Origin of the sequence: Parabacteroides sp. AF14-59 (genome assembly GCF_003479515.1) — a bacterium.
Classification (GTDB): domain Bacteria; phylum Bacteroidota; class Bacteroidia; order Bacteroidales; family Tannerellaceae; genus Parabacteroides; species Parabacteroides faecis.
The window spans coordinates 1-21,883 of the sequence record NZ_QUHH01000011.1; the positions used below are offsets into that span (position 1 = coordinate 1).

Consider the following 21,883-nt stretch of genomic DNA (forward strand, 5'->3'; position numbering starts at 1 on the left):
CCTTTGGTTTACACATTTTCTTTTTGTGATTGTGTAAACTTTTTTCAGTACAAATCATTAACATCAGGCATCTTTTACAGAAATATCAAAATAAAAACCCCAAATCCCTGTATTCAAGAATTTGGAGTTTCATTATTAAAAATTCATTTGTTCCATTTACATTACAGGAGCGTCAGGAACTATCCTTTATAAAAGATATTATTATCAGACCAAATAAACGAGCACAAAGAACAATTAGTATCAATAAGTTAACTATATTTGCTGTCTGATAAAAATTACGCGACACAGATATGAAACAATTTTTTAAAATGATGTTTGCCTCAGCCTTAGGAGTTTTCGTTGCTGTTGGCCTGATTTCCATTGTATTTGTATTTACTCTGATTGGTATTGCCACCAGTATGAGCAGTACACCTGAGTATACTCCCAAAAGTAATACCGTTTATAAATTAACGCTTGACGGCAACTTATCTGATAATATCCAGGAAAACCCTATCGCTATGCTGATGGGTGAGACAGATAAAACTCTTTCTTTAAAAGATATATTATCTACAATCCAAACAGCTAAAGAGAACAAAAATATCAAAGGTATATATATAGAAGCAAAATCGTTGAGCACAGGTTCAGCCAGCCTTGAAGCCATTCGCAGAGCTTTAATCGATTTTAAAGATAGCGGTAAGTTCATTGTCGCTTATTCCGACAATTACACACAGGGTTGTTATTACCTTTGTTCTATCGCCGATAAAGTATTCCTGAATCCTCAGGGTACTTTGGGATTGGTCGGAATGGCATCACAAACAATGTTTTACAAAGAACTGCTCAAAAAAGTAGGTGTAGATATGATGATCTTCAAAGTCGGCACTTATAAAGGAGCTGTAGAACCTTTTATGCTTGACAAACTGAGTGATGCCAATCGCGAACAAATCCAGTCATACATGGGCAGTATCTGGGAAAATGTAACAAACGGCATTGCCGAAGCCAGAAATATCCCGGTAACCGATATTGATAATTTTGCGAACCAGGGTTATGCATTCGCTGCTGCAGAAAAGACAGTAGAATGCGGATTAGTAGACGAATTAAAATATCGTACCGAAACAGAAGAGTTTGTTAAAGAACTGGCAGGCCAAAGCGACAAACGCCTGCAAACGGCAGATATATCCAAAATCAAAAGTATTAAAACGATCGATCGCGAAAAACCTAACCGTATTGCAATTTTATATGCAGAAGGAGAAATCAAACCGGAACTGCCTTCTTCGCCTTACGATACAGAACAAGCTATCACAGAAAAGGTAGCCAACGAACTGATCAAACTAAAAAATGATGAGAACGTCAAAGCGGTTGTTTTCCGCGTCAACTCTCCGGGTGGTAGTGCTTTTGTATCCGAACAAATCTGGCACCAGGTGGTAGAACTGAAAAAGGTAAAACCGATCGTTGTTTCCATGGGTGACGTTGCCGCATCCGGAGGATATTATATTTCATGTGCTGCCAGCAAAATAATAGCTGAGCCTAATACGCTAACCGGATCGATCGGTATCTTCGGTATCTTCCCGAATGTAACGGGTTTATTCAATAAATTATCTCTTACAACGGACATTGTAAAAACCAATACTTATGCCGACCTGGGAGATATGAGTCGTCCGATGCGAGAAGATGAGAAAGTGCTGATCCAGTCGTTCGTTGAAAGAGGATACGATACATTCCTTACCCGTTGTGCCAACGGTCGTGATATGAACAAAGAAGCAATCAACGAAATCGGACAAGGACGCGTCTGGACAGGCGAACAGGCCAAAGAGCGCGGATTAGTCGATGATTTGGGAGGTATTGACAAAGCGATCGAAACAGCCGCTACATTAGCCGACCTCAGCGATTACAGCCTGACCTACGTTTCCGGCTCGAAAGATTTCTGGAAAGAATTTATCGAGAAACAGCTGGGAGAAGTAAAAGTATCCATCGTAAAAAATGTGCTGGGTAACGAATATGAGTATTTCAAAACTCTGAATAATATAAAATCGACAACAGGAATCCAGGCAAGACTTCCTTACGATGTTAAACCTTTATAATCCGAGATGCCGACAGAAAACGACATAAAAATACATCCTCTGCTTTCTCCCCTCTCCTTCTTATACGGACTGGGGGTAAGATTCCGTAACCAGCTTTTCGATTGGAAATGCTTAAAATCGGAATCATACCCGATACCTGTTATCTGTATAGGAAACCTGGCAGTGGGAGGAACAGGAAAAACACCTCATACCGAATACATTATCCGGCTATTGAAAGATGACTACAGGATAGCTGTACTCAGCCGGGGATATAAGCGAAAAACTACGGGATTCATTTTAGCAAACGAACAAAGCACCAGTCTTGAGATCGGAGACGAGCCATATCAGATGAAACATAAATTTTCAGATATTCTCGTAGCAGTAGATGCCGACCGTCGTGGAGGTATCGATAAGTTGCTGGCGCTTCCCAAAGAATTACGACCAGAAGTGATCCTACTTGACGATGCCTTTCAGCATCGTTATGTCGCCCCTTCCTTTGCGATCGTACTGACCGACTATCACCGTTTGTTCTACAACGACAAACTGTTGCCGACAGGCAGGCTACGTGAACCGGCCAGCGGAATACGCCGTGCAGATATGGTGATTGTCACAAAATGCGAAGAAGATATGAAGCCCATTGAATACCGTATTATAGAAGAGAACATGAAACTGCTGGCACACCAGTCGATTCATTTCACTCATATAGCATACGCTGATATTAAACCGGTATTCGACAGTCATGCAAAGCCTCTTTCCCGGAATGATATCCGTAAAGAAGACGAACTATTGATTCTATCGGGTATCGCATCTCCTGACGGATTTATCAGAGAAGCCAGGAAACTATCGGAAAAAGTAACCCCACTGATCTTTTCCGATCATCATACTTTCGAAAAATCCGATATCCGCCGTATGAAAAATGTATTCGACAAAATGAGTTCAACCGGCCGATATATCCTGGCTACAGAAAAAGATGCTGCGCGGTTAATAGACAATCCATATATTCCTGAAGAATGGAAAACATGTATGTATTATCTGCCGATCACGATAGAATTCTGTCTGGACAAAAAATTCGATGATGAAATCAAAAAACATATATCAACATTCCATAAAGATAAATTGTTACGATAAATAAAAGATGAACAAAAGAACAGAAATAGGAACATTAGGCGAGTTTGGTTTAATCCGCCACCTTACAGAGAAAATAGAGTTAAAAAACGAAAGTACGGTAAAAGGCGTAGGTGATGATGCCGCAGTACTCGATTACAAAGAAAAACAAGTATTGGTAACAACCGATCTCCTGCTTGAAGGGATTCATTTCGACCTGACTTATGTCCCCTTAAAACATCTGGGATATAAATCGGCTGTTGTCAACTTTTCCGATATTTATGCAATGAACGGAAAACCGAAACAAATGACTGTTTCACTCGGTATATCCAAACGTTTCTCGGTAGAAGACCTGGATGAATTTTATTCAGGACTTCAACTGGCATGTGATATTTATGGAGTTGACATTGTCGGGGGAGACACTTCTGCTTCATTGACAGGCCTGTGTATCAGTATTACCTGTATTGGTGAAGGCGAGAAAGATAAAATCGTCACTCGCAGCGGAGCCAAAGACACTGACCTGGTCTGCGTATCCGGCGATCTGGGAGCTGCATATATGGGTTTACAGCTTCTTGAAAGAGAAAAGAGAGTGTTTAAAGGAGAAAAAGAATTTACTCCTGATTTCACTGGTAAAGAATACTTATTGGAACGTCAGTTAAAACCGGAAGCCCGTAAAGATATTATCGAATCACTCGACAAAGCCGGTATTGTTCCTACTTCCATGATGGACGTTTCCGACGGACTTTCGTCTGAATTACTCCATATTTCAAAAGAAAGTAATGTAGGTTGCCGTATATACGAAGACCGTATTCCTATAGATTATCAAACAGCTGCTATGGCAGAGCAGTTCAACATGAATTTAGTGACTGCAGCTTTGAATGGTGGTGAGGATTATGAACTTTTGTTCACCGTTCCTCTTACCGACCATGACAAAGTTTCTGAAATAAAAGGAGTTAAAGTCATAGGCCATATTACTCGTCCCGAACTGGGTAACTATCTAGTAGGCCGTGACGGTGGAGAAGTTGAACTAAAAGCCCAGGGATGGAATTCACTTAATGAATAATTTTTGGTATTTTTCTTCACAAACTCTTGCATATTTAAAAAAAGTCCGTATCTTTGCACCCGTTAAACAAAACAATGGTACCATAGCTCAGTTGGTAGAGCAAAGGACTGAAAATCCTTGTGTCCCCGGTTCGATTCCTGGTGGTACCACTGAAAATAAAGCAGTTACATTCAATTGTAACTGCTTTTTTGTGTTAACTCTTCTATATTTTCAATGGTCTATTTAAACCATATTTGCACCAATTATCAAAAGGACTATATTATCACGAATATGGAAATAAATATCAACAATCCTATTTTTTCTGTTGAATTTAATAAAACGACAAAGTATATTGATGTAGATGAACTTAACATAAAAATGCAAGAGTTTTTCTATGACAAATCATATTCTAACAATGTTAAAGAATACTTTATCGGATTGATTTGTGTCAGTCCCGGTTTTGATGAGTTCTTCAAGCCAAAACGTCCTAGATATTATGAAGACAAAATCTTAAAAGCAAGAGGCCTTCCAAGGCCGGAAGATATTCATCTAAAACATCGTTTTTCTTGCGAATTAAAATTGGATTATTCAATTTACTACCCTTCAAATAAGGAAGAAGGATATGATATAATAGCCAAATTCCTTTTGGAATTCCTCGAAGTCTTAAAATACCCATCTGCTATAAAAACTTTCGATAAAAAGAAATTTAATGAGGATATGAAGACTTTTTTTATTCAGGTAGGTTGTTCCTTTTGAAAAATAGTTCATTCTACAAATCATAAAAAGAAAATCGCTATAGCTAATCTAACAAGGCTACAGCGATTTTCTTTTTATACGGGGTTATTAAAGGGCTTACTATTCTAATAAGAAGATATGTATTTTTAAATGTAAACTAAAACAAAGAAAGCTGACCATTGATAAGACTTTTCATCTCTCTATCTTTCACAATATCTCCCTCTCTTACATCACCAATCAGCATAGGGGAATTCTTATCATGTTTCCTGCTGTTAAATTCGGCAGTATTATAGTTTCCCTTAATGGCATAGCAATAAACGCAACCGTTAAGACAGCTTTCGTAAGTACCGATGTCGATACTCTCTATACAATTACATATACTTCGCTGGTTTTTATCTTTCCGGGCAGAAATAGGATAACCGCAAATATTCTCTATCAGCTTTTTATCGACACACATTCCACCAGGTATTCCCAGATGAGTAAGATCTACTTTATTTGTACAGGTATCGAACTCTATGGTAGAAAACTGATCCATAGTCTGCTTAAAGAATACAGCCATTTCCTCTATCTCTTCTTTCTTTAAAGGATGAATATCCAATTTACCGACTTCATTACGAATATGTTGATAATGATCGATAAATCCGAGCATACATCTATTCGTATGATCTTTGAGGGCATAAGCAATCTCTGCAAATGCTTCTTTATGAAAAGAAATATCATACTTTTTATTAGTCAATAGAGGATCATATCGCCAGATGACTTTCTCTTTTCCTATCTTATCTGAAAGCCGCTTAAAAATTTCAATCCGTTTCTGTACGGCAGGTATATGGTTTTCAATATCTTCCCCATAAGGATTCAGGGTAAACTGAAAATAATATTTATAATCCTTCAATCCATCTAACCGATCTATCAAAGGATCCGGATTTTTTGTCCAAAAGACAATACAATCAATAACAGTCGGACTTAAATCTATCCTACTGACCATTTGGGGATTATACGGATTAGGGACTAATACATATTTTTCTTTAATCCTATTAAAAAACCATTCCGAATAAAAGGCCGGAATGTCCGTCCGCCTACTTGCACTTATGATCATACACTCGCTCCATATCAAATAAATTAGTTATGTTTGCAAAGCTAAATAAACAACTGTAATATAAACTATCCGGTTCTGTTAATTTATTGGATTTATAATCATATCCTATGAAATCTACTGATATTACCCGCGAAGAATTGTGGGCACAGCAAAACTTATCTGCGACGGAGATCGACTATTCTATCTGGGAACGTGACAGGTCTATGCTTCATCAAATGTCAAAGGTCAGTCACACTTGCACATTTGTTGTCGATGTATATAAATGTAAATACACCTTTGCCTCTTCCAATTTTGTTGATTTATTAGGATACGACAGCCACAAAATAGCCACTCTGGAGAAACAAGGAGATTATCTGGAATCACGTATTCATCCCGATGACCGCCAACAACTGGCAGACCTCCAAGTTCGGCTGGGACAATTCATCTATAGCCTTCCCGTCGAAAAACGAAATGATTATTGCAATATATACAGCTTTCGTATCCGCGACACCCGGCAACAATATATACGTGTCAGCAGCAAACAACAGGTTCTGGAACAAAGTTCCAGCGGAAAAGCATGGCTCATACTGGGAAATATGGATATATCTCCCAACCAGAAAGAATCCGGACAGGTGGATTGTTCCGTTATCAATCTCAAAAACGGAGACATATTCTCCCCTTCCCTGTTAACCCGTCCGCACACAGACCTTACTTCACGGGAAATAGAAATATTATACCTTATACAACAAGGTTTTTTGAGTAAAGAGATAGCCCATCGGCTTTGTATCAGTATCCATACCGTCAATATCCATCGGCAGAATCTTTTACGCAAATTAGGAGTACAAAATTCTATAGAAGCGATAAAAGCGGGAATAGAATCCGGCTTGCTTAGTTAGAACAGATCTACTGCAGCCTAAAAATAAACGGATATTTTACGGCATCCATTCTACAACCCCTGTTACCGGATGCTGTTTTCTCCATTCTTGAAAATCTGCATAATTCCTAATCCCATCCCGAATAACAGCTTGATAATACTCCACACCTATTATCTTTTCAGTCTCAGGCGTTTCATCTTTCAATTGCAAAATGGCCCACCTTGTTTCATCAGTCAGAAGTAACCCGATCCGCTCAGCTACTTTTTCAAAATAACCGTCATAACGGGAACCTTTCCGAATGTGGATCATATCGATCTGCCAAAGTTCATCATCGGGTTCCTGATACCAGGCATGCCACTCTACACATTCCTCAATAGTATGAAGCAGGTTTACACATTCTATTTTCCTGATAAACGGATTTTCTGCCAACTTAGCCATCGCCTGAAAACTACCGGACAAACTCAATGAAGAAGAATAAATATGAAAATCAATATCCCGGTGTTTCATTAATAAACCAGTACGCAAGGACCCTACCAGATTAACTTCTGCTCCTATGCTCTCCCATGCCTGGATAATACCACTGTTTTCTACGATTTTCCAGGCTTTTTGTTGGTTCAGCCGCGCTATGTCGAGAATATTCATCTTTCATTTTTTTTAATCAGCATGTAAAAGTAAAAAAAAGCCTTGATATATAGCTATAAATAACTATTTCATACCCGGAGATCCCGGACTAACTTTGCCCACCCTTTCGAATTTTTTTTAATGTAAAATGAGACAGTTATGATATTCAACAAAACAGAAGAACAGGAAAAACAATATCTACAACAGATGCTGGAGATCATTAACGATACGATCAACAACACGGATAAGTCGGTTAAAGAACACATTGACACCCTACAGGAACATAAAGACTATCTATGGTCGAACAAAGATATCGACCCTCACGAAATCCGCTCCATGAGAGAAAGTATCCTGAATCATTTTGCCCTGGGCGAGAACGTGATCAATAAACGTAAACGATTGAGTAAGATACTGGACATCCCTTATTTCGGCCGGATAGATTTTTGCGAAAAGAAAGAAGGAAAGCTAACCGCACCTATTTACATAGGAATACATACCTTTTACGATCCTCTAAGCCGTACCAACCTGATATACGACTGGAGGGCTCCGGTCTCAAGTATGTTTTACGACCATGAATTAGGAGAAGCATCTTACATCTCCCCGTCCGGTGAAGTTTACGGCGATATGTCACTCAAACGCCAATACCGTATCCGTAAAGGACGGATGGAGTTCATGATTGAAAGTTCTTTGACCGTTCACGATGATATACTGCAGAAAGAACTCAGTGCTAACGCAGACGACAAAATGAAAAACATCGTCACCACCATCCAACGTGAACAAAACCGGATCATCCGAAATGAAGATGACAACATACTTATCATACAAGGAGTAGCAGGTTCGGGTAAAACTTCCATCGCATTGCACCGTATCGCTTATTTACTCTATGCGTTAAAAGGAAATATTTCATCAAAAGATATTCTTATTATTTCCCCCAACAAGGTTTTTGCCGACTATATCTCCAATGTTCTTCCCGAACTTGGCGAAGAGACCGTACCGGAAACCAGCATGGAACAAATCCTTTCCAGCATACTTTACAACAAATACAAATACCAAAACTTCTTCGAACAAGTATCGGAACTGCTGGAAAGACCGACTCCGGATTTTATTGAACGGATACAATACAAGTCTTCACCAGACTTCGTTCTACAACTGGACAAGTTCATCCTTCACATAGAAAACACTTATCTTCATGCTACAGATGTAAAGCTAAACAGGTACATCACCATCCCGGCTGAATTCATAAAAGAACAGTTCAGACGATTCAACCGTTACCCGATGCGCCAACGTTTTGAGACGATGACGGAATATATTCTGGGAATGATGGCCATTCAATATAACTTCAGTGTAACTACTGCAGAGAAAAACCTGTTGAAAAAAGAAATCAAAAAGATGTTTGCCGGAAACAACGATCTGCAAGTATATAAAGACTTCTTTGAATGGGCCGGAAAACCAAAGATGTTCAAGACACGCAAAAACCATACACTGGAATATACAGACCTTGCCCCGCTTGCCTATCTTCATCTGGCATTGGAAGGGTATCCTCCCTATTCTCCAGTTAAACATCTGCTGATAGATGAGATGCAGGATTATCCCCCCATACAATATAAAATAATCCAAAAACTTTACTCCTGCCGGAAAACAATCCTTGGTGATACATGCCAATCAGTCAATCCCTACGGATCATCGACAGCCGAAATGATTCGAAAAGTATTTGCGACAGGAGAAATTATGAAACTTTGTAAAAGTTATCGTTCCACCTTTGAAATAACAGCTTTTACACAAAACATCCGACCGAACACAGACCTGGAACCTGTTGTACGTCATGGGGAACACCCCCGAATACTCCGGTTTCAGAATTCTGAAAAAGAGATCGACGGCATTACCGAATTGATCTCCCTATTCAGGAAATCCAAATACAAATCACTCGGAATCATCTGCAAAACAGAAACACAAGCCAGAGAAATAGCCGATAAGCTTCTGAAACATACAGATAATATTTACTTCCTGTCCAGTCAAAGTTCTGCTTTCGTGAAAGGCATTATCATCACTTCCTCCCACATGGCAAAGGGCCTGGAGTTCGACGAAGTGATCGTCCCCCAGGCTAATAATAAAAATTACTGCTCGGAAATTGACAAAAGCATGCTCTATGTGGCAGTAACACGGGCAATGCATAAATTAACAGTGACGTATTGGGGTAAACCCTGTGATTTTATCTATATTTCCCCAACACTAAAATCTTCCGACTTGAACCCACAATAATATCTTCCTGAAAAGGCGGTGAACTTCAAGACACAATAATCAGGATCGGTGACACCTTCTTTATAATACATCGTGTCACCGGGTTCCCAAATCATTTCCTTGCTTGCCGGATCTGTCAACACTTCAACCGTACCTTTCAACATAACTCCCCTGAAAAAACGTCTGTCACAAAAGTAAATACTGGCACGATTATTTTCCCGGAACTGTGCCACACGCATAGAGGAAGTATTGGTTGAAAAGTAAAATATCCGGATTCCTTCCCGGTTACGGGGCTGTAGCATCGCTTTGATATTTGGAAATCCTTCCCGGTCGACCGAACCGAGGAATGCCACTTTTTGTTTATCGACGAGGTTTCCTATCGTCTTCTCTGAATCTCTCATAATTAAATTATTATTTGTTCTTGATATGGCAAAGGTATGGTAATGAGACTTTCGGGATACAACACAAAAAATGGAAGAAATGTCACTTTTTACGGTTTATACGTTTTACGATATACCAAAGGTGTTTGGCCGGTATGTTCACGAAAAGAACGGACAAAATAGGAAACCGTATCATAATTAAGTGAAATGGCAATCCCGGATACAGGTATATCTGTATAGGTGAGCATTCTTTTTGCCTCTTCCATTACTTTGCGATGGATATACTGTTTGGCACTTACCTGCAGGGAAATCGTAACGATCTCATTCAGATAATTCGGAGTGATACATAACCTATCGGCATAATATCTGACAGAACGATGTTCTTTAAAAGACTGCCCGACATAATGAATGAATCGGCTGATATGAAGGTTACTGCTTTCTTTAGGAATGCTTTCCTTCGTACCTTTTTCAATATAGATCCTGTCGAGCAGCATAAGTATTTCGTATAATTGCGCCCTCAATAAGTGATCTCCATGACGACCATACAAACCGATCTCTTCTTTTATATTGCCTACCAACTGCAGCAAACGCTTGAAAAGAGATTCTTCCGGATGAAGCCTGGCTGCTATTTTTCCTGGATTGAAATACGAAAGATGCTGGACAAACAAATCATCTTTAAAGAAAGAAGACAAAAACTCATTTTCAAAAATCAATGCATAACCATTCATAATATGATCTTTGTCCCAGTTACGTATTTCGCCGGGTTTAGAAAAAAACACATCACCGGGGCAAGCTTCGTACAGCAGATTGTCGATAGAGAAATCACCTTTCCCCTCGGTAATAAACGTAATATCATGGTAGGTCAGCGTATGAATAGTTCCGGTTTTCAGAAACTTTTTGATATCTTTTAGCTGGACAACATCTATCAATAGCTCACTACCATATTTATTTTTATAGAACGTATATCGTGATATTTCATTTTTCATGATGCCATAGCTATAAAACCAGTTCATAAAGTTGAAACCATTTCAGATGCTCATAAGGCAAACCCAGATCGACTGTACCGACATATCGATAACCAAGTTTTTTATACAGACTTATGCCCGGAACATTATTAACCGATACATCCAAACGGATCGATCTCATTTGGCGGCCAACGGCATATTCCTCAGCAAACTTCATCAGAGAAGTACCAACCTGCCGTTTCAAAAACGAAGGGTGCACAACCAACGTCCGTATGACAAGAATATCTTTATAATCAGCCTCTACCAACCAACTAGCCAACTCATAAGCCTCCTCCGGTTCATGATTAAGAATGACACTTCCCGCAATAACACCGTTCTCCCTGGCAACAAACAGGCTTTCCTCTTCGATTCCCTGCCTAGCAGTCTCCCTCACCGGGTACACATCTTTGATCCATCCCGGATAATTCACCGTAGCTGAAAGATAATCATTTAACCCGTCATAAAGGGATTCCAGTTCATCCAGATGATGTATTGAGCCTTGTTCTATAATCATTATAAGATATTTCTTTTTAATCCGGTATCTGTTTCAAAACAAATTTACAATCGCAAATATACCTATTTATCAATATCCGACGGTTTCTTTGCCAACAAATACTAACTTTATCGCGTTATAATAAGAAAAGATTGAAGGATGATTGTCAGGACGATATTAGATACAGACCTCTATAAGTTTACGACCTCGTATGCTTATATCAAACTATTTCCTTATGCGATGGGACGTTTCAGTTTCAAAGACAGGGACGAAACAGAATATACGGAAGAGTTTCTGGAAAAACTTAAAGCGGAGATCGATAACCTAAGCCGGTTAATACTCACGTATGAAGAACTGGAGTATATGACACGCAGCTGCCGGTTCTTACCCCGTGTTTATTGGGAATGGCTTTCCTCCTTCCGTTTCGATCCCGGAAAGATCGAAGTCTATCTGGACGAGGCACATCACCTGCATGTCGAAGTCGTAGACTATCTTTATAAAGTGACGTTGTATGAAGTTCCTCTACTTGCAATCATCTCCGAAATAAAAAATAGTTTTTCAGGAAATATAGCAGACCCTGAACTTATCTTTTGTAAGCTCTCCGAAAAAACAGAACTCTCCAATGAACGGCAATTACCTTTCTCGGAATTCGGTACGCGCAGAAGATTTTCATTCGATGTACAAGAGGCAGTGATCGGTTATCTCAACAAAAATGCCCGATATTGTACCGGTACATCCAACTGTTATTTCGCCATGAAATTCGGGATGAAGATGATGGGAACGCATCCGCACGAATGGTTCATGTTTCATGGAGCACAATTCGGTTATAAACATGCCAATTACATGGCGCTTGAAAATTGGGTCAATGTGTATGACGGTGACCTGGGAATCGCGTTGTCCGATACATATACTTCCGATATTTTCCTATCCAACCTCAGCCGCAAACAGGCAAAATTATTCGATGGCGTCCGATGTGATTCAGGAAATGAATTTGAGTTTATCGACAAACTGACAGCTCGTTATAAAGAATTCGGCATCGATGCAACCACCAAGACGATCGTATTCAGTAATGCACTCGACTTCGGGAAAGCGCTTGAGATTCTCGACTATTGTCATGGAAAGATCAGATGTGCTTTTGGCATCGGAACGAATCTTACGAACGATACTGGTTTCAAACCGTCCAATATAGTAATGAAATTATCCCAATGCAAAATGAATGTCAACCAGAAATGGCGGGAATGCGTCAAGTTATCGGATGATGTGGGCAAACACACGGGAAATCCACAGGAAGTACAAGCTTGCCTGTACGAATTAGGATTATCCTCCTCTCCAAATTCATAAAAATAGTAAAAAGCGTTGAATATTGGTAGCTTTAGTTATCTCATAAGAGATGAAATATCAAAAATAAGCATTTAATTTGTAGCCACATTGAGGGTAATATTTTGGCTATATAATTTGATATGATCAAAAGCTACATTTGGCGGATACATTTCCGCATAAGCAGACCTGCATTATTAGTCTATCTGATACTGGCTGCTTTTATTTTTACAGTTGAGTTTCCTCTGTATGCAGAAAACACAATTGGTAAAAAGGATATAGAATTGCTGGAAGACAGCCTGGCCAAAGAACTTGATGCCATGCCACGCGATAGTTTTTACCTATATAAAATAACAGGACTGGAACTACTGTTGTTTGATTCTCCCCGTTTCCTATACTATGCGGAATTAAAAGAAAAGGAGGCCTGGCGGCAAAATCGACTGGGTTTCGTATGTGAATCGTTCAGTGACAGAGCTATCTATTATGTAAATAAGAATAATATAGATTCTTTTTATTTCTGGAAAAACAAAATGGACCCTTTGGCTTTGGAAAATAAAGAATACAACTATTATTTCTATCTGGCGAACCTGGAAGTTCAAATGTTACTTGAACAAAAACAAATCCAACAAGCGATCCGGACCGCCCAGAAAATGTATGACACAGCCAGGCAGTACGATAGCCTGGAGGGATTGGTTGCATCCAATATGGGACTTGGATCGGCAATGAAAGAAGCAAAAAGGTATAAAGAGGCAATGGCATCTTTTGAAACAGCCTTCTCACTAATCCCTCTCGAAGAAACCCGGTGGAAAGCCTGGAAAATGGATATCTGCCAGAATCTGATCACAATTTGTAGTATCACCAATGAATATTCAAAGGGATTGGAATTTATCAGGAGCAATGAAGAACTGATAGAATTCATTAGGAAACAAAAGGTTGACAATAGTGAAAAAAAGAGCTTTCTCATGAACGAATGGGTAGATTTACAAATATGGAAAGCTAAATTCTATACCAAACTCGGAAAGACTTCCGATGCATTGAACATTCTTGATGAGATAAAAAGAAATTATCCGGATATAGCAAACCAAAAACAGCAGAATTACTTTTTGGCGATGACCGATTATTTTGAAGCAACCGGCCAATATAACCAAGCCCTGGACACATTCCAAAAAGCTTGTGAGTTTATGAAGCAGACAAACTCCGATCTCAATCCTGCAATCCAGGAACAAAAGGCCAGACTACTGGGTCTTGCCGGATTCCAGAGGGAGGCTATTGAAGAATACCAGAAACTGAATGTTTTAAAAGATTCAATCAATAGTGCATGGCTGGACTCACAGCTGAATGAATTCAGGACAATCTATGAAACAGATCACCTAAAGCTGAAAAACAATGAGCTTGAACTTAAATTCAAACACAATCAATTGACAACAAGCTACGTTTTACTTATTGTAGTAATTATAGCCTTGTTATATATATCCATACTTTACCTTCATATCGCGCGGACGAAAAAGAAACTTGAGAAATCAGAAAGCGAACTGATACAGGAAAAGAAAGAACTGATCAAGTCAAAAGAAAGTTTGCGAATTGCCAAGGAAAAAGCCGAGGAAATAAGAGATATGGCCCTCAAAGTTGAACGAAAAGAGTCATTCTTCGCCAATATGAGCCACGAAATACGTACGCCATTAAATGCAATCGTCGGTTTTTCAAACCTGTTGGCATCCGATGAAGAGATAGATCCGGAAGAACGAATATTATTCATCAATACGATCAACCAGAATTGCGAGTTATTGCTGAAACTGGTAAACGATATACTCGACTTGTCACGCATGGAGTCGGGAAAGATGTCTTTCTCATTCGAAAACTACAATTTATCTCAACTATTATCGGAAATATACAGTGCACATCAGCTCTCTGTCCCCCGGAATCTGGAATTCATAAAGTCTATTCCGGAAAAAGCGATATTCGCCCGTGTGGATAAAACAAGATTAAGGCAGGTTATTTCCAATTTCATTAACAATGCTGTCAAATTCACACAGGAAGGACATATAAAGATCGGTTATCAGCTGGAGGAAATAAACCAAAAGATCGTATTATTTGTAGAAGATACCGGACAAGGAATTCCTGAAGAACATCAAAAAAAGATATTCGAACGTTTCTACAAAATGGACGATACCGACAAAGGGACCGGATTAGGTTTGTCGATCAGCACGGTCATCGCCGAAAAACTCGGAGGTCATCTTGAACTCCGTTCGAAAGTCGGTGAAGGAAGTTGTTTCTCCATCGTACTACCATACGATAAAGAATTAAATATTAATATCTTCCGGTAGGCAGCGTAAAGGTTTCTTTATCCGTCAGATAACCATCCGCAGATTTCAGTCGTACTGAAAGGACTATCTCACCGGTTTTCAATTTTGGAGAAGCATGCAATGTGATCGTATAGCTCACCCGCTTATTCGGTTGTAACTGGCGGATCATAACAGGTTTGGATAGTTTCACATATTTACTGCCCTGCTCTATCTTAATAACCGGTTCGACATTATAAGCCGTCTGTCTGCCTTCATTAGACAGGATAAACGAAATACGACAAGTTTCTCCCGCATCTACGATCTGGTTATTGTTCCTGTCTTCCAAATAAATATCTTCTATAACGACATAAGGTAGTTGATACTCCCTGGCACTTGTCGTGCTTCTGCTATTACGCTGATTTTGAGAAGCAGCCGCAGTAGCACCCAAAACCGTACCTCCAACCGAGCCCACAAACGACCCGATCGCTTCCCCGCGATATCCTCCGGCTGCATGACCGATCACCGCACCGGTAACCGTCCCAGCCAGCATCCCGACTTGAGAACCAACGATCGTCCTCGATGTCGGATCCATTGTCGCACATCCCGTACAAAGTACGGAAGCCATCAGTAACAGGATATAATTCTTCATGCCCATACAAATCAACGTTTTATTTATCCGCTAAAATACATATATTCAGGGAATAAAGCCTAATCAAAAACACGATAATATTCGTCTAAACAGAAAACAGGAGCTTGTATTTACCAACGATTGAAATGAAGAATCTCCGGTTTATACTTATTTTTCGGAGTGTCGTCGTGTAAAGGATAGCCTATCGGAATCAGATTCAGCGGAACGATCAATTCCGGTAAAGCCAATTGCTTACGGACAATCTCAACGCGATCTTCCTCCGGATAAACAGCAGTCCAAACAGCACCTAAGCCCATTGCCTCAGCCGCTATCAGTAAATTTTCCGTTGCAGCAGAACAATCCTGAATCCAGTATTCATCCTCCAAACCATTATAAGCTTTACTCAAATCACCGCATACAACAATTGCAGCAGATACCTTAGCAGCCATTTTCGCATAAGGTAATAGAGCCGCAAGTATGTCGAGCGTAACCCGATCGTCGATCACGACAAATGCCCAGGGTTGTTTATTGACCGCCGAGGGTGCAGACACGGCAGCCTTCACCAATATTTCGAGTTGTTCCCGGCTGACCGGCTGGTCAGTATATTGGCGAACACTTTTACGGCTCATTATCGATTTAAGCACAACATCTTGTTCTGATTTCATAAGATTTGTATCCATACAATTATTCTTTATTACAACTCAACTAAGATCACTATATAGATAAAACGCCGGGAAGACTAATTTTGTTTTGTATCAACCAAAATCAATCCAGCGTCAGGTTAAACTCATCCTTCAACTTGGCAAGAACCGGATTCACGCTTAACAGATGTTCAAACTTTTCAGTAGAAGTATAAGCCAGATGCTTCTCATTGGTTTCCACAATCCGTACATGCATCTGTATACGTGTATTCTTCAACTGGATACGCAGGTAGTTCAATAGATCCACACAGCCATTGCTCAACTCATCCTGCTGGCCCGGATTATGAACACCCACTTCAAAGAAATAATTCTCCTGCAAAACGGGCTTGCAATTGATCATGGTATTTTTCAGGTACACCTTCTTATCAATCATCCCACTAGCAGCATAAGCATCCCAATAATGAACCAGATCTTCTTGCGAAAAAGGGTTTACCATTTCCTGTACGGTCCGGCTCTCTTGCTGCGTCATCTGGTTTTTCGGTTTTTCAACACCGATTTCTTTCAGGGAAGTACTCAAATGAGGCGGACGTGACGTTTTTTTAGGAGAAGAAGCCGAAGGTCCTTGCGGAATAATGGTTGCCGATGAAGGCATGTTCGTCGTTATCACCTGCCCATTACCGCCATTCATTCCGGCAGTTTGCTGAGGCATGTGATTAGCCATTTGCCCGGGCTGAACCTGCTGACGCATCGGCTGTCCCTGAGAGACTGGCTGCGCCCCTTGAGAAACAGATTGTCCGGGAGCACCGGAAGCGATCGGTTCAATTACTCCTTTTTTTTTATCATCGACAGCTTGCCCGGCAGAACTTAACTGGCAAAGCTGGATAAGTGTCAATTCTAGCAACAAACGTTTATTGCGGCTGGCACGATAATTCAGATCACAGGAGTTTGCCAGTTCGATCGCTTTAAAAAGCAATTGATCCGGACAACGTTTTGCCATCTCCTTATATCGTTCGCGGATAGAGGCACCGACCTCAAATAATATCAGTGTCGCTTCATCCTTACAGACCAGCAGATCGCGAAAATGAGCCGCCAGACCGGTTATGATATTCTGCCCGTCGAAACCTTTGCTTAATATTTCATTCAGTATAAGAATAGATGAACGGACATTTCCAGCCAGAATAGCATCGGTAAGACGGAAATAATATTCATAGTCAAGCACGTTCAGGTTGTCGATAACAGCCTGATAAGTAATATTTCCGTTGGTAAAACTGACCACCTGGTCAAAGATAGACAAAGCATCACGCATACCTCCGTCAGCTTTCTGGGCAATCACATTCAATGCTTCCGGTTCCGCCGTTACATTTTCCTGTGAAGAGACATATTCGAGATGCTCCACCATATCCGTTATTGAAATACGGGAAAAATCATAAATCTGGCAACGCGACAAGATGGTTGGCAGCACTTTATGTTTTTCGGTAGTAGCCAGAATAAACAAGGCATGATGAGGCGGTTCTTCCAACGTCTTCAAAAAAGCGTTGAAGGCCGCCGAACTTAACATATGTACCTCATCGATAATAAAAACCTTATATTTCCCGATAGCGGGCGGAATACGCACCTGATCGATCAGCGAACGGATATCGTCCACAGAGTTATTGGACGCGGCATCCAGTTCGTGGATGTTATAAGAGCGTTGCTCATTAAACGCCTGACACGATTCACATTCGTTGCAGGCTTCTCCGTCGGCTGTCGGATTCAGGCAGTTGATCGTCTTAGCAAAGATACGTGCACATGAAGTTTTCCCGACACCACGCGGTCCGCAAAAAAGATAGGCATGAGCGAGCTTGTTACTTTGTATTGCATTTTTTAGTGTAGTGGTAAGAGACTTTTGCCCTACGACACTACGAAAAGTAGAGGGGCGGTATTTTCTTGCCGATACAATATAATTGTCCATTCTTTGCTTTTTTATTAACAACACAAAGATATACAAAATAATTCATTTATCTTTGCGAAAACGAAGTTCCATGTCACGCATAAAAGACTTTTACAACAAGTATCTATCCAGGATAAATGCCTATTGGCTGGTTATCATCGGATTTCTGATCCTCACTTTTACGGTGGGCGACAGCAATTTGTATAAGCGGTATACGTATGACGAAAAGATCCGCAGCCTGGAAAGAGAGATCAAACATTATCAGAAAGAAATTGAGATAAACAGTAAGAAACTGAACGATCTTCACACTGACAAGGAAGGTCTGGAACGGTTCGCCCGTGAAGAATATTTCATGAAGAAACCGAACGAAGACGTCTATATCATCAAAAAGAAATAATGAATCAAAAAGCAAGAACAATCATTTTCAATATTGCCGGTTTACTGATACTGGCAGGTGCCGTTTCATTCCTCACCAAGTGGTTTCTGGCACCCTATCTCTTCGCTCTAGGTGCCGCCGGCATGGCGGTCTGTTTCCTGACATTGTCCACTAAAGAAATGGAGTTTCGCGAACGTCGTCTGCACCGCTTCAACATAATCGCTTCCGTTCTGATGATCTGCGCCTCCGGGCTAATGTTCAAGGATATGAAAGAATGGGTGATCTGCCTGACAATTGCCGCCGTCCTGTTACTTTACTCGTCATTCGTATCCGGAAAAAAGAAATAAATCTCCAATTTTTCCCCACAACATTTTTTCATGTGGGGACTTTTACCCACTGCAATGGGGATAAAGCCCCACCCCGGTGGGGGAAACACCCCACATGTGTGGAACATTTTCTTTACCTTAGCAGAAATAACACGTAAATACATAAAAAAAGCCGTTACAATATGCAACAGCTTTTTCTATATATTATTTTAATCTCTTACTTACTTTCCGCTGGAATAGCTCTTATTCAATAAGTCGATCAATTCGTTTGTGATATCGTAAGCATCGCCGGCCAATAAAATATTATCTTCTGCCGTATTGCTGAAAATTACCTGATATCCTTTATCCTTATTATATACTTTCAATTTTGAAACAACAGTATCACGAAGCTGTTCGTTCAATTTCTGACGTTCCAACAATAAATCCTGTGATAATTTAGCATCCAGATCTTTCAGTTCCTGTTCTTTTTTCATCAAACGTTCCTGTTCCTGTTGTGCTCTTTCACGAGTAAGGAAGGCATTATTTTCCATTTTACGATAGAACTCCTGCACTTCGGTTTGTAAGGTACGTGCCTGCTGCGTTACATTTGCACGTGAATTTTCTTCTTTTTTCAGGAGCTGTTCGTTCAGATCCTTGAAATAATTATAATTAAGCAAAAGCGAATCGACATTCACATAAGCGATAGGGAGCAGACTGGTAGTATCACCATCTCCGGATGCAAATGTTTTTGTTACTGTCGATTCTTTCTTGTCGGAAAATTGCATTATGAACAATATCACGACAGCCACCGCGAGCACACCATTAATTACGTAGTTAATGTTCTTCATAAAGTGTAAATTAAATCCTTATTTTATTCTTCTGTTTCTTTTACTCTATCATATAGATTCCTTTGCCTGGCCTGTTCCCGGTCTTGCGTCTTGGCACAATGTATACCTTTTTTACCTAGTGCTCTGTTACCTCCCACATGCGTATTCGGGAACCTTCCCCCTTTCTTGAATATCACTTTTATAGCAAGTAACACAACACAAATAACAAGAATTATGACCGTAAGCAATATCGTTGTAAGCATTTTCTCTATATTTGTGGACGCAAATATAAGAGTTTAAGTGATTATAAAGTATCTTTTTGGTATTTAATTCTACTTTTTTTCATACATAACTCAGAAAACGATCACATTATTAACTATAGAGTAACATCTGTAATATATTGTAACATTATGAAGATTACTGACTTAAAGCCTGAAATCGTTTGGAAGTTCTTCCATCAGGTAACACAAGTGCCCCGCCCTTCAAAGAAGGAAGGCAAAATGATCCAGTATCTGGAATCGTTCGCTAAAGAGTATAAAATCGTCCTGAAAAAAGATACAGCCGGAAATATCCTGATGTCGAAACCGGCAACGCCCGGATATGAAAACCTGCCGGTCGTTATCCTGCAGTCTCATATGGATATGGTTTGTGAAAAAAACAACGGAACAGTCCACGACTTCGACAACGATCCGATCGAAACAATCGTCGACGGTGACTGGCTGCGTGCCAACGGAACGACACTGGGTGCCGACAACGGCATCGGTGTAGCTGCCGAACTCGCCATCCTGGCTTCCGACGATATCGAGCACGGACCGATAGAATGCCTGTTCACTGTTGACGAAGAAACAGGTCTGACCGGAGCAAAAGCACTTGAAAAAGGATTCATGACCGGCGATATCCTGCTGAACCTGGATAGCGAAGACGAAGGGGAAATTTTCATGGGTTGTGCCGGAGGAAAAGACACACAGGCTGTGTTCCATTGCGAACAACGTGCAACCAATCCTAATATGTTATATTTCAAAATCAATATTAAAGGATTGAACGGCGGACATTCCGGAGGTGAGATTCATAAAGGATTGGGTAACGCCAATAAGGTATTGGTTCGCTTCTTATATTTACTGAACAATGAAGCGGATTTCACCCTATGTTCTATCGAAGGAGGAAATTTACGCAATGCCATTGCCCGCGAAGCACACGCAGTGATCGGTCTGTATCCGGAAGATAAAGAACAGGTTCGCGTCCTGCTCAACAACTATACTGCCGATATAGAAAATGAACTGAAACATGTCGATCCGAACGTGCAGATTACCATGGAATCGACTGACCGTCCGGAATTCTGCATAAGCAATTTCGATATGGAAAAGGTTATCTGGGCATTACATGCCTGTCCTCATGGCGTGATCGGTATGAGTCATGACATCGAAGGCCTGGTAGAGACTTCCACCAACCTGGCTTCCGTAAAAATCAAACAGGATGCGGAATCAGAAATGTTCATCATCACAGTAGGAACCAGCCAACGCAGTTCCATCGAGTCATGTAAGAATATGATCGCCAACCAGGTGGCTTCCGTATTCAAACTGGCCGGCGCTGTCGTTACTCATGGCGACGGTTATCCGGGATGGGCTCCGAATCCGGATTCTAAAATCCTGAAAGTAGCACAAGATACTTATAAACGTTTATTTAATAAGGATGCCAAAATCATGGCTATCCATGCCGGACTGGAATGTGGTTTATTCCTCGAAAAATATCCTAATCTGGATATGATTTCTTTCGGACCGACATTAAGAGACGTTCACTCACCGAACGAACGGATCGAAATTAAAACCGTCGGTTTGTGGTGGGCACATCTTTTGGAATTATTAAAAAGCGTACCGGCAAAATAAATTTTAATATTCTACGTTATAGAAAGAGGATTAACACTTTAATCGTGTTTTTCCTCTTTTTTTATGTTAAGGCCTGAAAACATTCTTTATA

At 40.3% G+C, this 21,883-nt stretch carries 20 protein-coding genes and 1 tRNA gene; 12 read left to right on the forward strand and 9 right to left on the reverse strand.

Going from position 1 to position 21,883, the window contains the following annotated elements; all coding sequences use genetic code 11:
• Positions 1-290 precede the first annotated feature (290 nt).
• The 5 genes from sppA to DWW23_RS12990 all read left to right on the forward strand — a co-directional run bounded on the left by sppA (position 291) and on the right by DWW23_RS12990 (position 4,938).
• Positions 291-2,057 carry a signal peptide peptidase SppA gene (gene sppA / locus DWW23_RS12970; protein WP_187576623.1) on the forward strand — a complete coding sequence of 589 codons (1,767 nt, stop codon included), beginning with the start codon at positions 291-293 and terminating at the stop codon, positions 2,055-2,057.
• A 6-nt stretch (positions 2,058-2,063) separates the two neighbouring features.
• Positions 2,064-3,164 carry a tetraacyldisaccharide 4'-kinase gene (lpxK, locus tag DWW23_RS12975; RefSeq protein WP_122353717.1) on the forward strand — a complete coding sequence of 367 codons (1,101 nt, stop codon included), beginning with the start codon at positions 2,064-2,066 and terminating at the stop codon, positions 3,162-3,164.
• Positions 3,165-3,171: 7 nt separating this feature from the next.
• Positions 3,172-4,203, forward strand: a complete 1,032-nt coding sequence (gene thiL, locus DWW23_RS12980; protein ID WP_122353718.1) for a thiamine-phosphate kinase — start codon at positions 3,172-3,174, stop codon at positions 4,201-4,203.
• A gap of 76 nt (positions 4,204-4,279) precedes the next feature.
• A tRNA-Phe gene (locus DWW23_RS12985) sits at positions 4,280-4,352 on the forward strand.
• Between the two features lie 121 nt (positions 4,353-4,473).
• Positions 4,474-4,938 carry a hypothetical protein gene (locus DWW23_RS12990; RefSeq protein WP_122353719.1) on the forward strand — a complete coding sequence of 155 codons (465 nt, stop codon included), beginning with the start codon at positions 4,474-4,476 and terminating at the stop codon, positions 4,936-4,938.
• A 136-nt stretch (positions 4,939-5,074) separates the two neighbouring features.
• Here the strand turns inward: DWW23_RS12990 and DWW23_RS12995 are convergent, their stop codons facing one another.
• Entirely contained in the window at positions 5,075-6,013 is a 939-nt protein-coding gene (locus DWW23_RS12995) for a DUF1848 domain-containing protein (RefSeq protein ID WP_122353720.1), read from the reverse strand.
• 107 nt (positions 6,014-6,120) lie between these two features.
• Here DWW23_RS12995 and DWW23_RS13000 point away from each other — a divergent pair, with 107 nt between their 5' ends.
• A complete protein-coding gene (locus DWW23_RS13000) occupies positions 6,121-6,888 on the forward strand; it encodes a LuxR C-terminal-related transcriptional regulator (RefSeq protein WP_187576622.1) in 768 nt (255 codons plus the stop codon).
• A gap of 36 nt (positions 6,889-6,924) precedes the next feature.
• On the opposite strand, the gene DWW23_RS13005 is transcribed toward DWW23_RS13000, so the two are convergent.
• Positions 6,925-7,509, reverse strand: coding sequence for a phosphoglycerate mutase family protein (locus tag DWW23_RS13005; protein ID WP_122353721.1), 585 nt, complete (start codon positions 7,507-7,509; stop codon positions 6,925-6,927).
• A gap of 138 nt (positions 7,510-7,647) precedes the next feature.
• Between DWW23_RS13005 and DWW23_RS13010 the strand changes: the two genes are divergently transcribed.
• On the forward strand, positions 7,648-9,747 hold the full coding sequence (locus DWW23_RS13010) for a 3'-5' exonuclease (protein ID WP_122353722.1): 2,100 nt from the start codon (positions 7,648-7,650) through the stop codon (positions 9,745-9,747).
• On the opposite strand, the gene DWW23_RS13015 is transcribed toward DWW23_RS13010, so the two are convergent.
• The 3 genes from DWW23_RS13015 to DWW23_RS13025 form a co-directional block, all read right to left on the reverse strand.
• Positions 9,702-10,127 carry a pyridoxamine 5'-phosphate oxidase family protein gene (locus DWW23_RS13015; RefSeq protein WP_122353723.1) on the reverse strand — a complete coding sequence of 142 codons (426 nt, stop codon included), beginning with the start codon at positions 10,125-10,127 and terminating at the stop codon, positions 9,702-9,704. The genes DWW23_RS13010 and DWW23_RS13015 overlap by 46 nt on opposite strands.
• An 89-nt stretch (positions 10,128-10,216) precedes the next feature.
• Positions 10,217-11,092, reverse strand: a complete 876-nt coding sequence (locus DWW23_RS13020) for an AraC family transcriptional regulator (RefSeq protein WP_122353854.1) — start codon at positions 11,090-11,092, stop codon at positions 10,217-10,219.
• Positions 11,093-11,102: 10 nt separating this feature from the next.
• Positions 11,103-11,624, reverse strand: a complete 522-nt coding sequence (locus DWW23_RS13025; protein WP_122353724.1) for a GNAT family N-acetyltransferase — start codon at positions 11,622-11,624, stop codon at positions 11,103-11,105.
• 138 nt (positions 11,625-11,762) lie between these two features.
• Here DWW23_RS13025 and pncB point away from each other — a divergent pair, with 138 nt between their 5' ends.
• Both pncB and DWW23_RS13035 read left to right on the forward strand, forming a co-directional pair.
• Positions 11,763-12,944 carry a nicotinate phosphoribosyltransferase gene (gene pncB / locus DWW23_RS13030; RefSeq protein WP_122353725.1) on the forward strand — a complete coding sequence of 394 codons (1,182 nt, stop codon included), beginning with the start codon at positions 11,763-11,765 and terminating at the stop codon, positions 12,942-12,944.
• Between the two features lie 119 nt (positions 12,945-13,063).
• Complete coding sequence (locus tag DWW23_RS13035; protein ID WP_122353726.1) at positions 13,064-15,244, forward strand: ATP-binding protein; 2,181 nt, start codon at positions 13,064-13,066, stop codon at positions 15,242-15,244.
• On the opposite strand, the gene DWW23_RS13040 is transcribed toward DWW23_RS13035, so the two are convergent.
• From DWW23_RS13040 to DWW23_RS13050, 3 genes are all read right to left on the reverse strand, one after another.
• Positions 15,228-15,857: a glycine zipper family protein gene (locus tag DWW23_RS13040; RefSeq protein WP_122353727.1), complete on the reverse strand. Its 630-nt coding sequence runs from the start codon at positions 15,855-15,857 to the stop codon at positions 15,228-15,230. The two genes, DWW23_RS13035 and DWW23_RS13040, sit on opposite strands and share 17 nt — an antisense overlap.
• A 104-nt stretch (positions 15,858-15,961) precedes the next feature.
• Positions 15,962-16,510, reverse strand: coding sequence for a nitroreductase family protein (locus DWW23_RS13045; RefSeq protein WP_122353728.1), 549 nt, complete (start codon positions 16,508-16,510; stop codon positions 15,962-15,964).
• Positions 16,511-16,595: 85 nt separating this feature from the next.
• A complete protein-coding gene (locus DWW23_RS13050) occupies positions 16,596-18,422 on the reverse strand; it encodes a DNA polymerase III subunit gamma/tau (protein WP_122353729.1) in 1,827 nt (608 codons plus the stop codon).
• A 70-nt stretch (positions 18,423-18,492) separates the two neighbouring features.
• On the opposite strand from DWW23_RS13050, the gene DWW23_RS13055 reads away from it, so the two are divergent.
• Both DWW23_RS13055 and DWW23_RS13060 read left to right on the forward strand, forming a co-directional pair.
• Positions 18,493-18,798 (forward strand): septum formation initiator family protein, encoded by a 306-nt coding sequence (locus tag DWW23_RS13055; RefSeq protein ID WP_122353730.1) that lies wholly within the window; start codon positions 18,493-18,495, stop codon positions 18,796-18,798.
• Complete coding sequence (locus DWW23_RS13060) at positions 18,798-19,124, forward strand: hypothetical protein (protein ID WP_122353731.1); 327 nt, start codon at positions 18,798-18,800, stop codon at positions 19,122-19,124. The genes DWW23_RS13055 and DWW23_RS13060 overlap by 1 nt, the downstream gene beginning before the upstream one ends.
• Before the next feature lie 200 nt (positions 19,125-19,324).
• On the opposite strand, the gene DWW23_RS13065 is transcribed toward DWW23_RS13060, so the two are convergent.
• Positions 19,325-19,930 carry an OmpH family outer membrane protein gene (locus DWW23_RS13065; protein WP_122353732.1) on the reverse strand — a complete coding sequence of 202 codons (606 nt, stop codon included), beginning with the start codon at positions 19,928-19,930 and terminating at the stop codon, positions 19,325-19,327.
• Between the two features lie 389 nt (positions 19,931-20,319).
• Between DWW23_RS13065 and DWW23_RS13075 the strand changes: the two genes are divergently transcribed.
• Complete coding sequence (locus DWW23_RS13075) at positions 20,320-21,792, forward strand: aminoacyl-histidine dipeptidase (RefSeq protein ID WP_122353734.1); 1,473 nt, start codon at positions 20,320-20,322, stop codon at positions 21,790-21,792.
• Positions 21,793-21,883: the final 91 nt, after the last annotated feature.

What these genes read in the sequence shown, in the direction of transcription:
- sppA (WP_187576623.1), top strand. Translation starts at nt 291, where the DNA reads ATGAAACAATTTTTTAAAATGATGTTTGCCTCAGCCTTAGGAGTTTTC.
- DWW23_RS13015 (WP_122353723.1), bottom strand. Translation starts at nt 10,127, where the DNA reads ATGAGAGATTCAGAGAAGACGATAGGAAACCTCGTCGATAAACAAAAA.
- DWW23_RS13010 (WP_122353722.1), top strand. Translation starts at nt 7,648, where the DNA reads ATGATATTCAACAAAACAGAAGAACAGGAAAAACAATATCTACAACAG.
- DWW23_RS13000 (WP_187576622.1), top strand. Translation starts at nt 6,121, where the DNA reads ATGAAATCTACTGATATTACCCGCGAAGAATTGTGGGCACAGCAAAAC.
- DWW23_RS13045 (WP_122353728.1), bottom strand. Translation starts at nt 16,510, where the DNA reads ATGGATACAAATCTTATGAAATCAGAACAAGATGTTGTGCTTAAATCG.
- pncB (WP_122353725.1), top strand. Translation starts at nt 11,763, where the DNA reads ATGATTGTCAGGACGATATTAGATACAGACCTCTATAAGTTTACGACC.
- DWW23_RS13040 (WP_122353727.1), bottom strand. Translation starts at nt 15,857, where the DNA reads ATGGGCATGAAGAATTATATCCTGTTACTGATGGCTTCCGTACTTTGT.
- DWW23_RS13035 (WP_122353726.1), top strand. Translation starts at nt 13,064, where the DNA reads ATGATCAAAAGCTACATTTGGCGGATACATTTCCGCATAAGCAGACCT.
- DWW23_RS13025 (WP_122353724.1), bottom strand. Translation starts at nt 11,624, where the DNA reads ATGATTATAGAACAAGGCTCAATACATCATCTGGATGAACTGGAATCC.
- lpxK (WP_122353717.1), top strand. Translation starts at nt 2,064, where the DNA reads ATGCCGACAGAAAACGACATAAAAATACATCCTCTGCTTTCTCCCCTC.
- DWW23_RS12995 (WP_122353720.1), bottom strand. Translation starts at nt 6,013, where the DNA reads ATGATCATAAGTGCAAGTAGGCGGACGGACATTCCGGCCTTTTATTCG.
- DWW23_RS13005 (WP_122353721.1), bottom strand. Translation starts at nt 7,509, where the DNA reads ATGAATATTCTCGACATAGCGCGGCTGAACCAACAAAAAGCCTGGAAA.
- DWW23_RS13060 (WP_122353731.1), top strand. Translation starts at nt 18,798, where the DNA reads ATGAATCAAAAAGCAAGAACAATCATTTTCAATATTGCCGGTTTACTG.
- DWW23_RS13065 (WP_122353732.1), bottom strand. Translation starts at nt 19,930, where the DNA reads ATGAAGAACATTAACTACGTAATTAATGGTGTGCTCGCGGTGGCTGTC.
- DWW23_RS13050 (WP_122353729.1), bottom strand. Translation starts at nt 18,422, where the DNA reads ATGGACAATTATATTGTATCGGCAAGAAAATACCGCCCCTCTACTTTT.
- DWW23_RS13020 (WP_122353854.1), bottom strand. Translation starts at nt 11,092, where the DNA reads ATGAAAAATGAAATATCACGATATACGTTCTATAAAAATAAATATGGT.
- DWW23_RS12990 (WP_122353719.1), top strand. Translation starts at nt 4,474, where the DNA reads ATGGAAATAAATATCAACAATCCTATTTTTTCTGTTGAATTTAATAAA.
- thiL (WP_122353718.1), top strand. Translation starts at nt 3,172, where the DNA reads ATGAACAAAAGAACAGAAATAGGAACATTAGGCGAGTTTGGTTTAATC.
- DWW23_RS13055 (WP_122353730.1), top strand. Translation starts at nt 18,493, where the DNA reads ATGTCACGCATAAAAGACTTTTACAACAAGTATCTATCCAGGATAAAT.
- DWW23_RS13075 (WP_122353734.1), top strand. Translation starts at nt 20,320, where the DNA reads ATGAAGATTACTGACTTAAAGCCTGAAATCGTTTGGAAGTTCTTCCAT.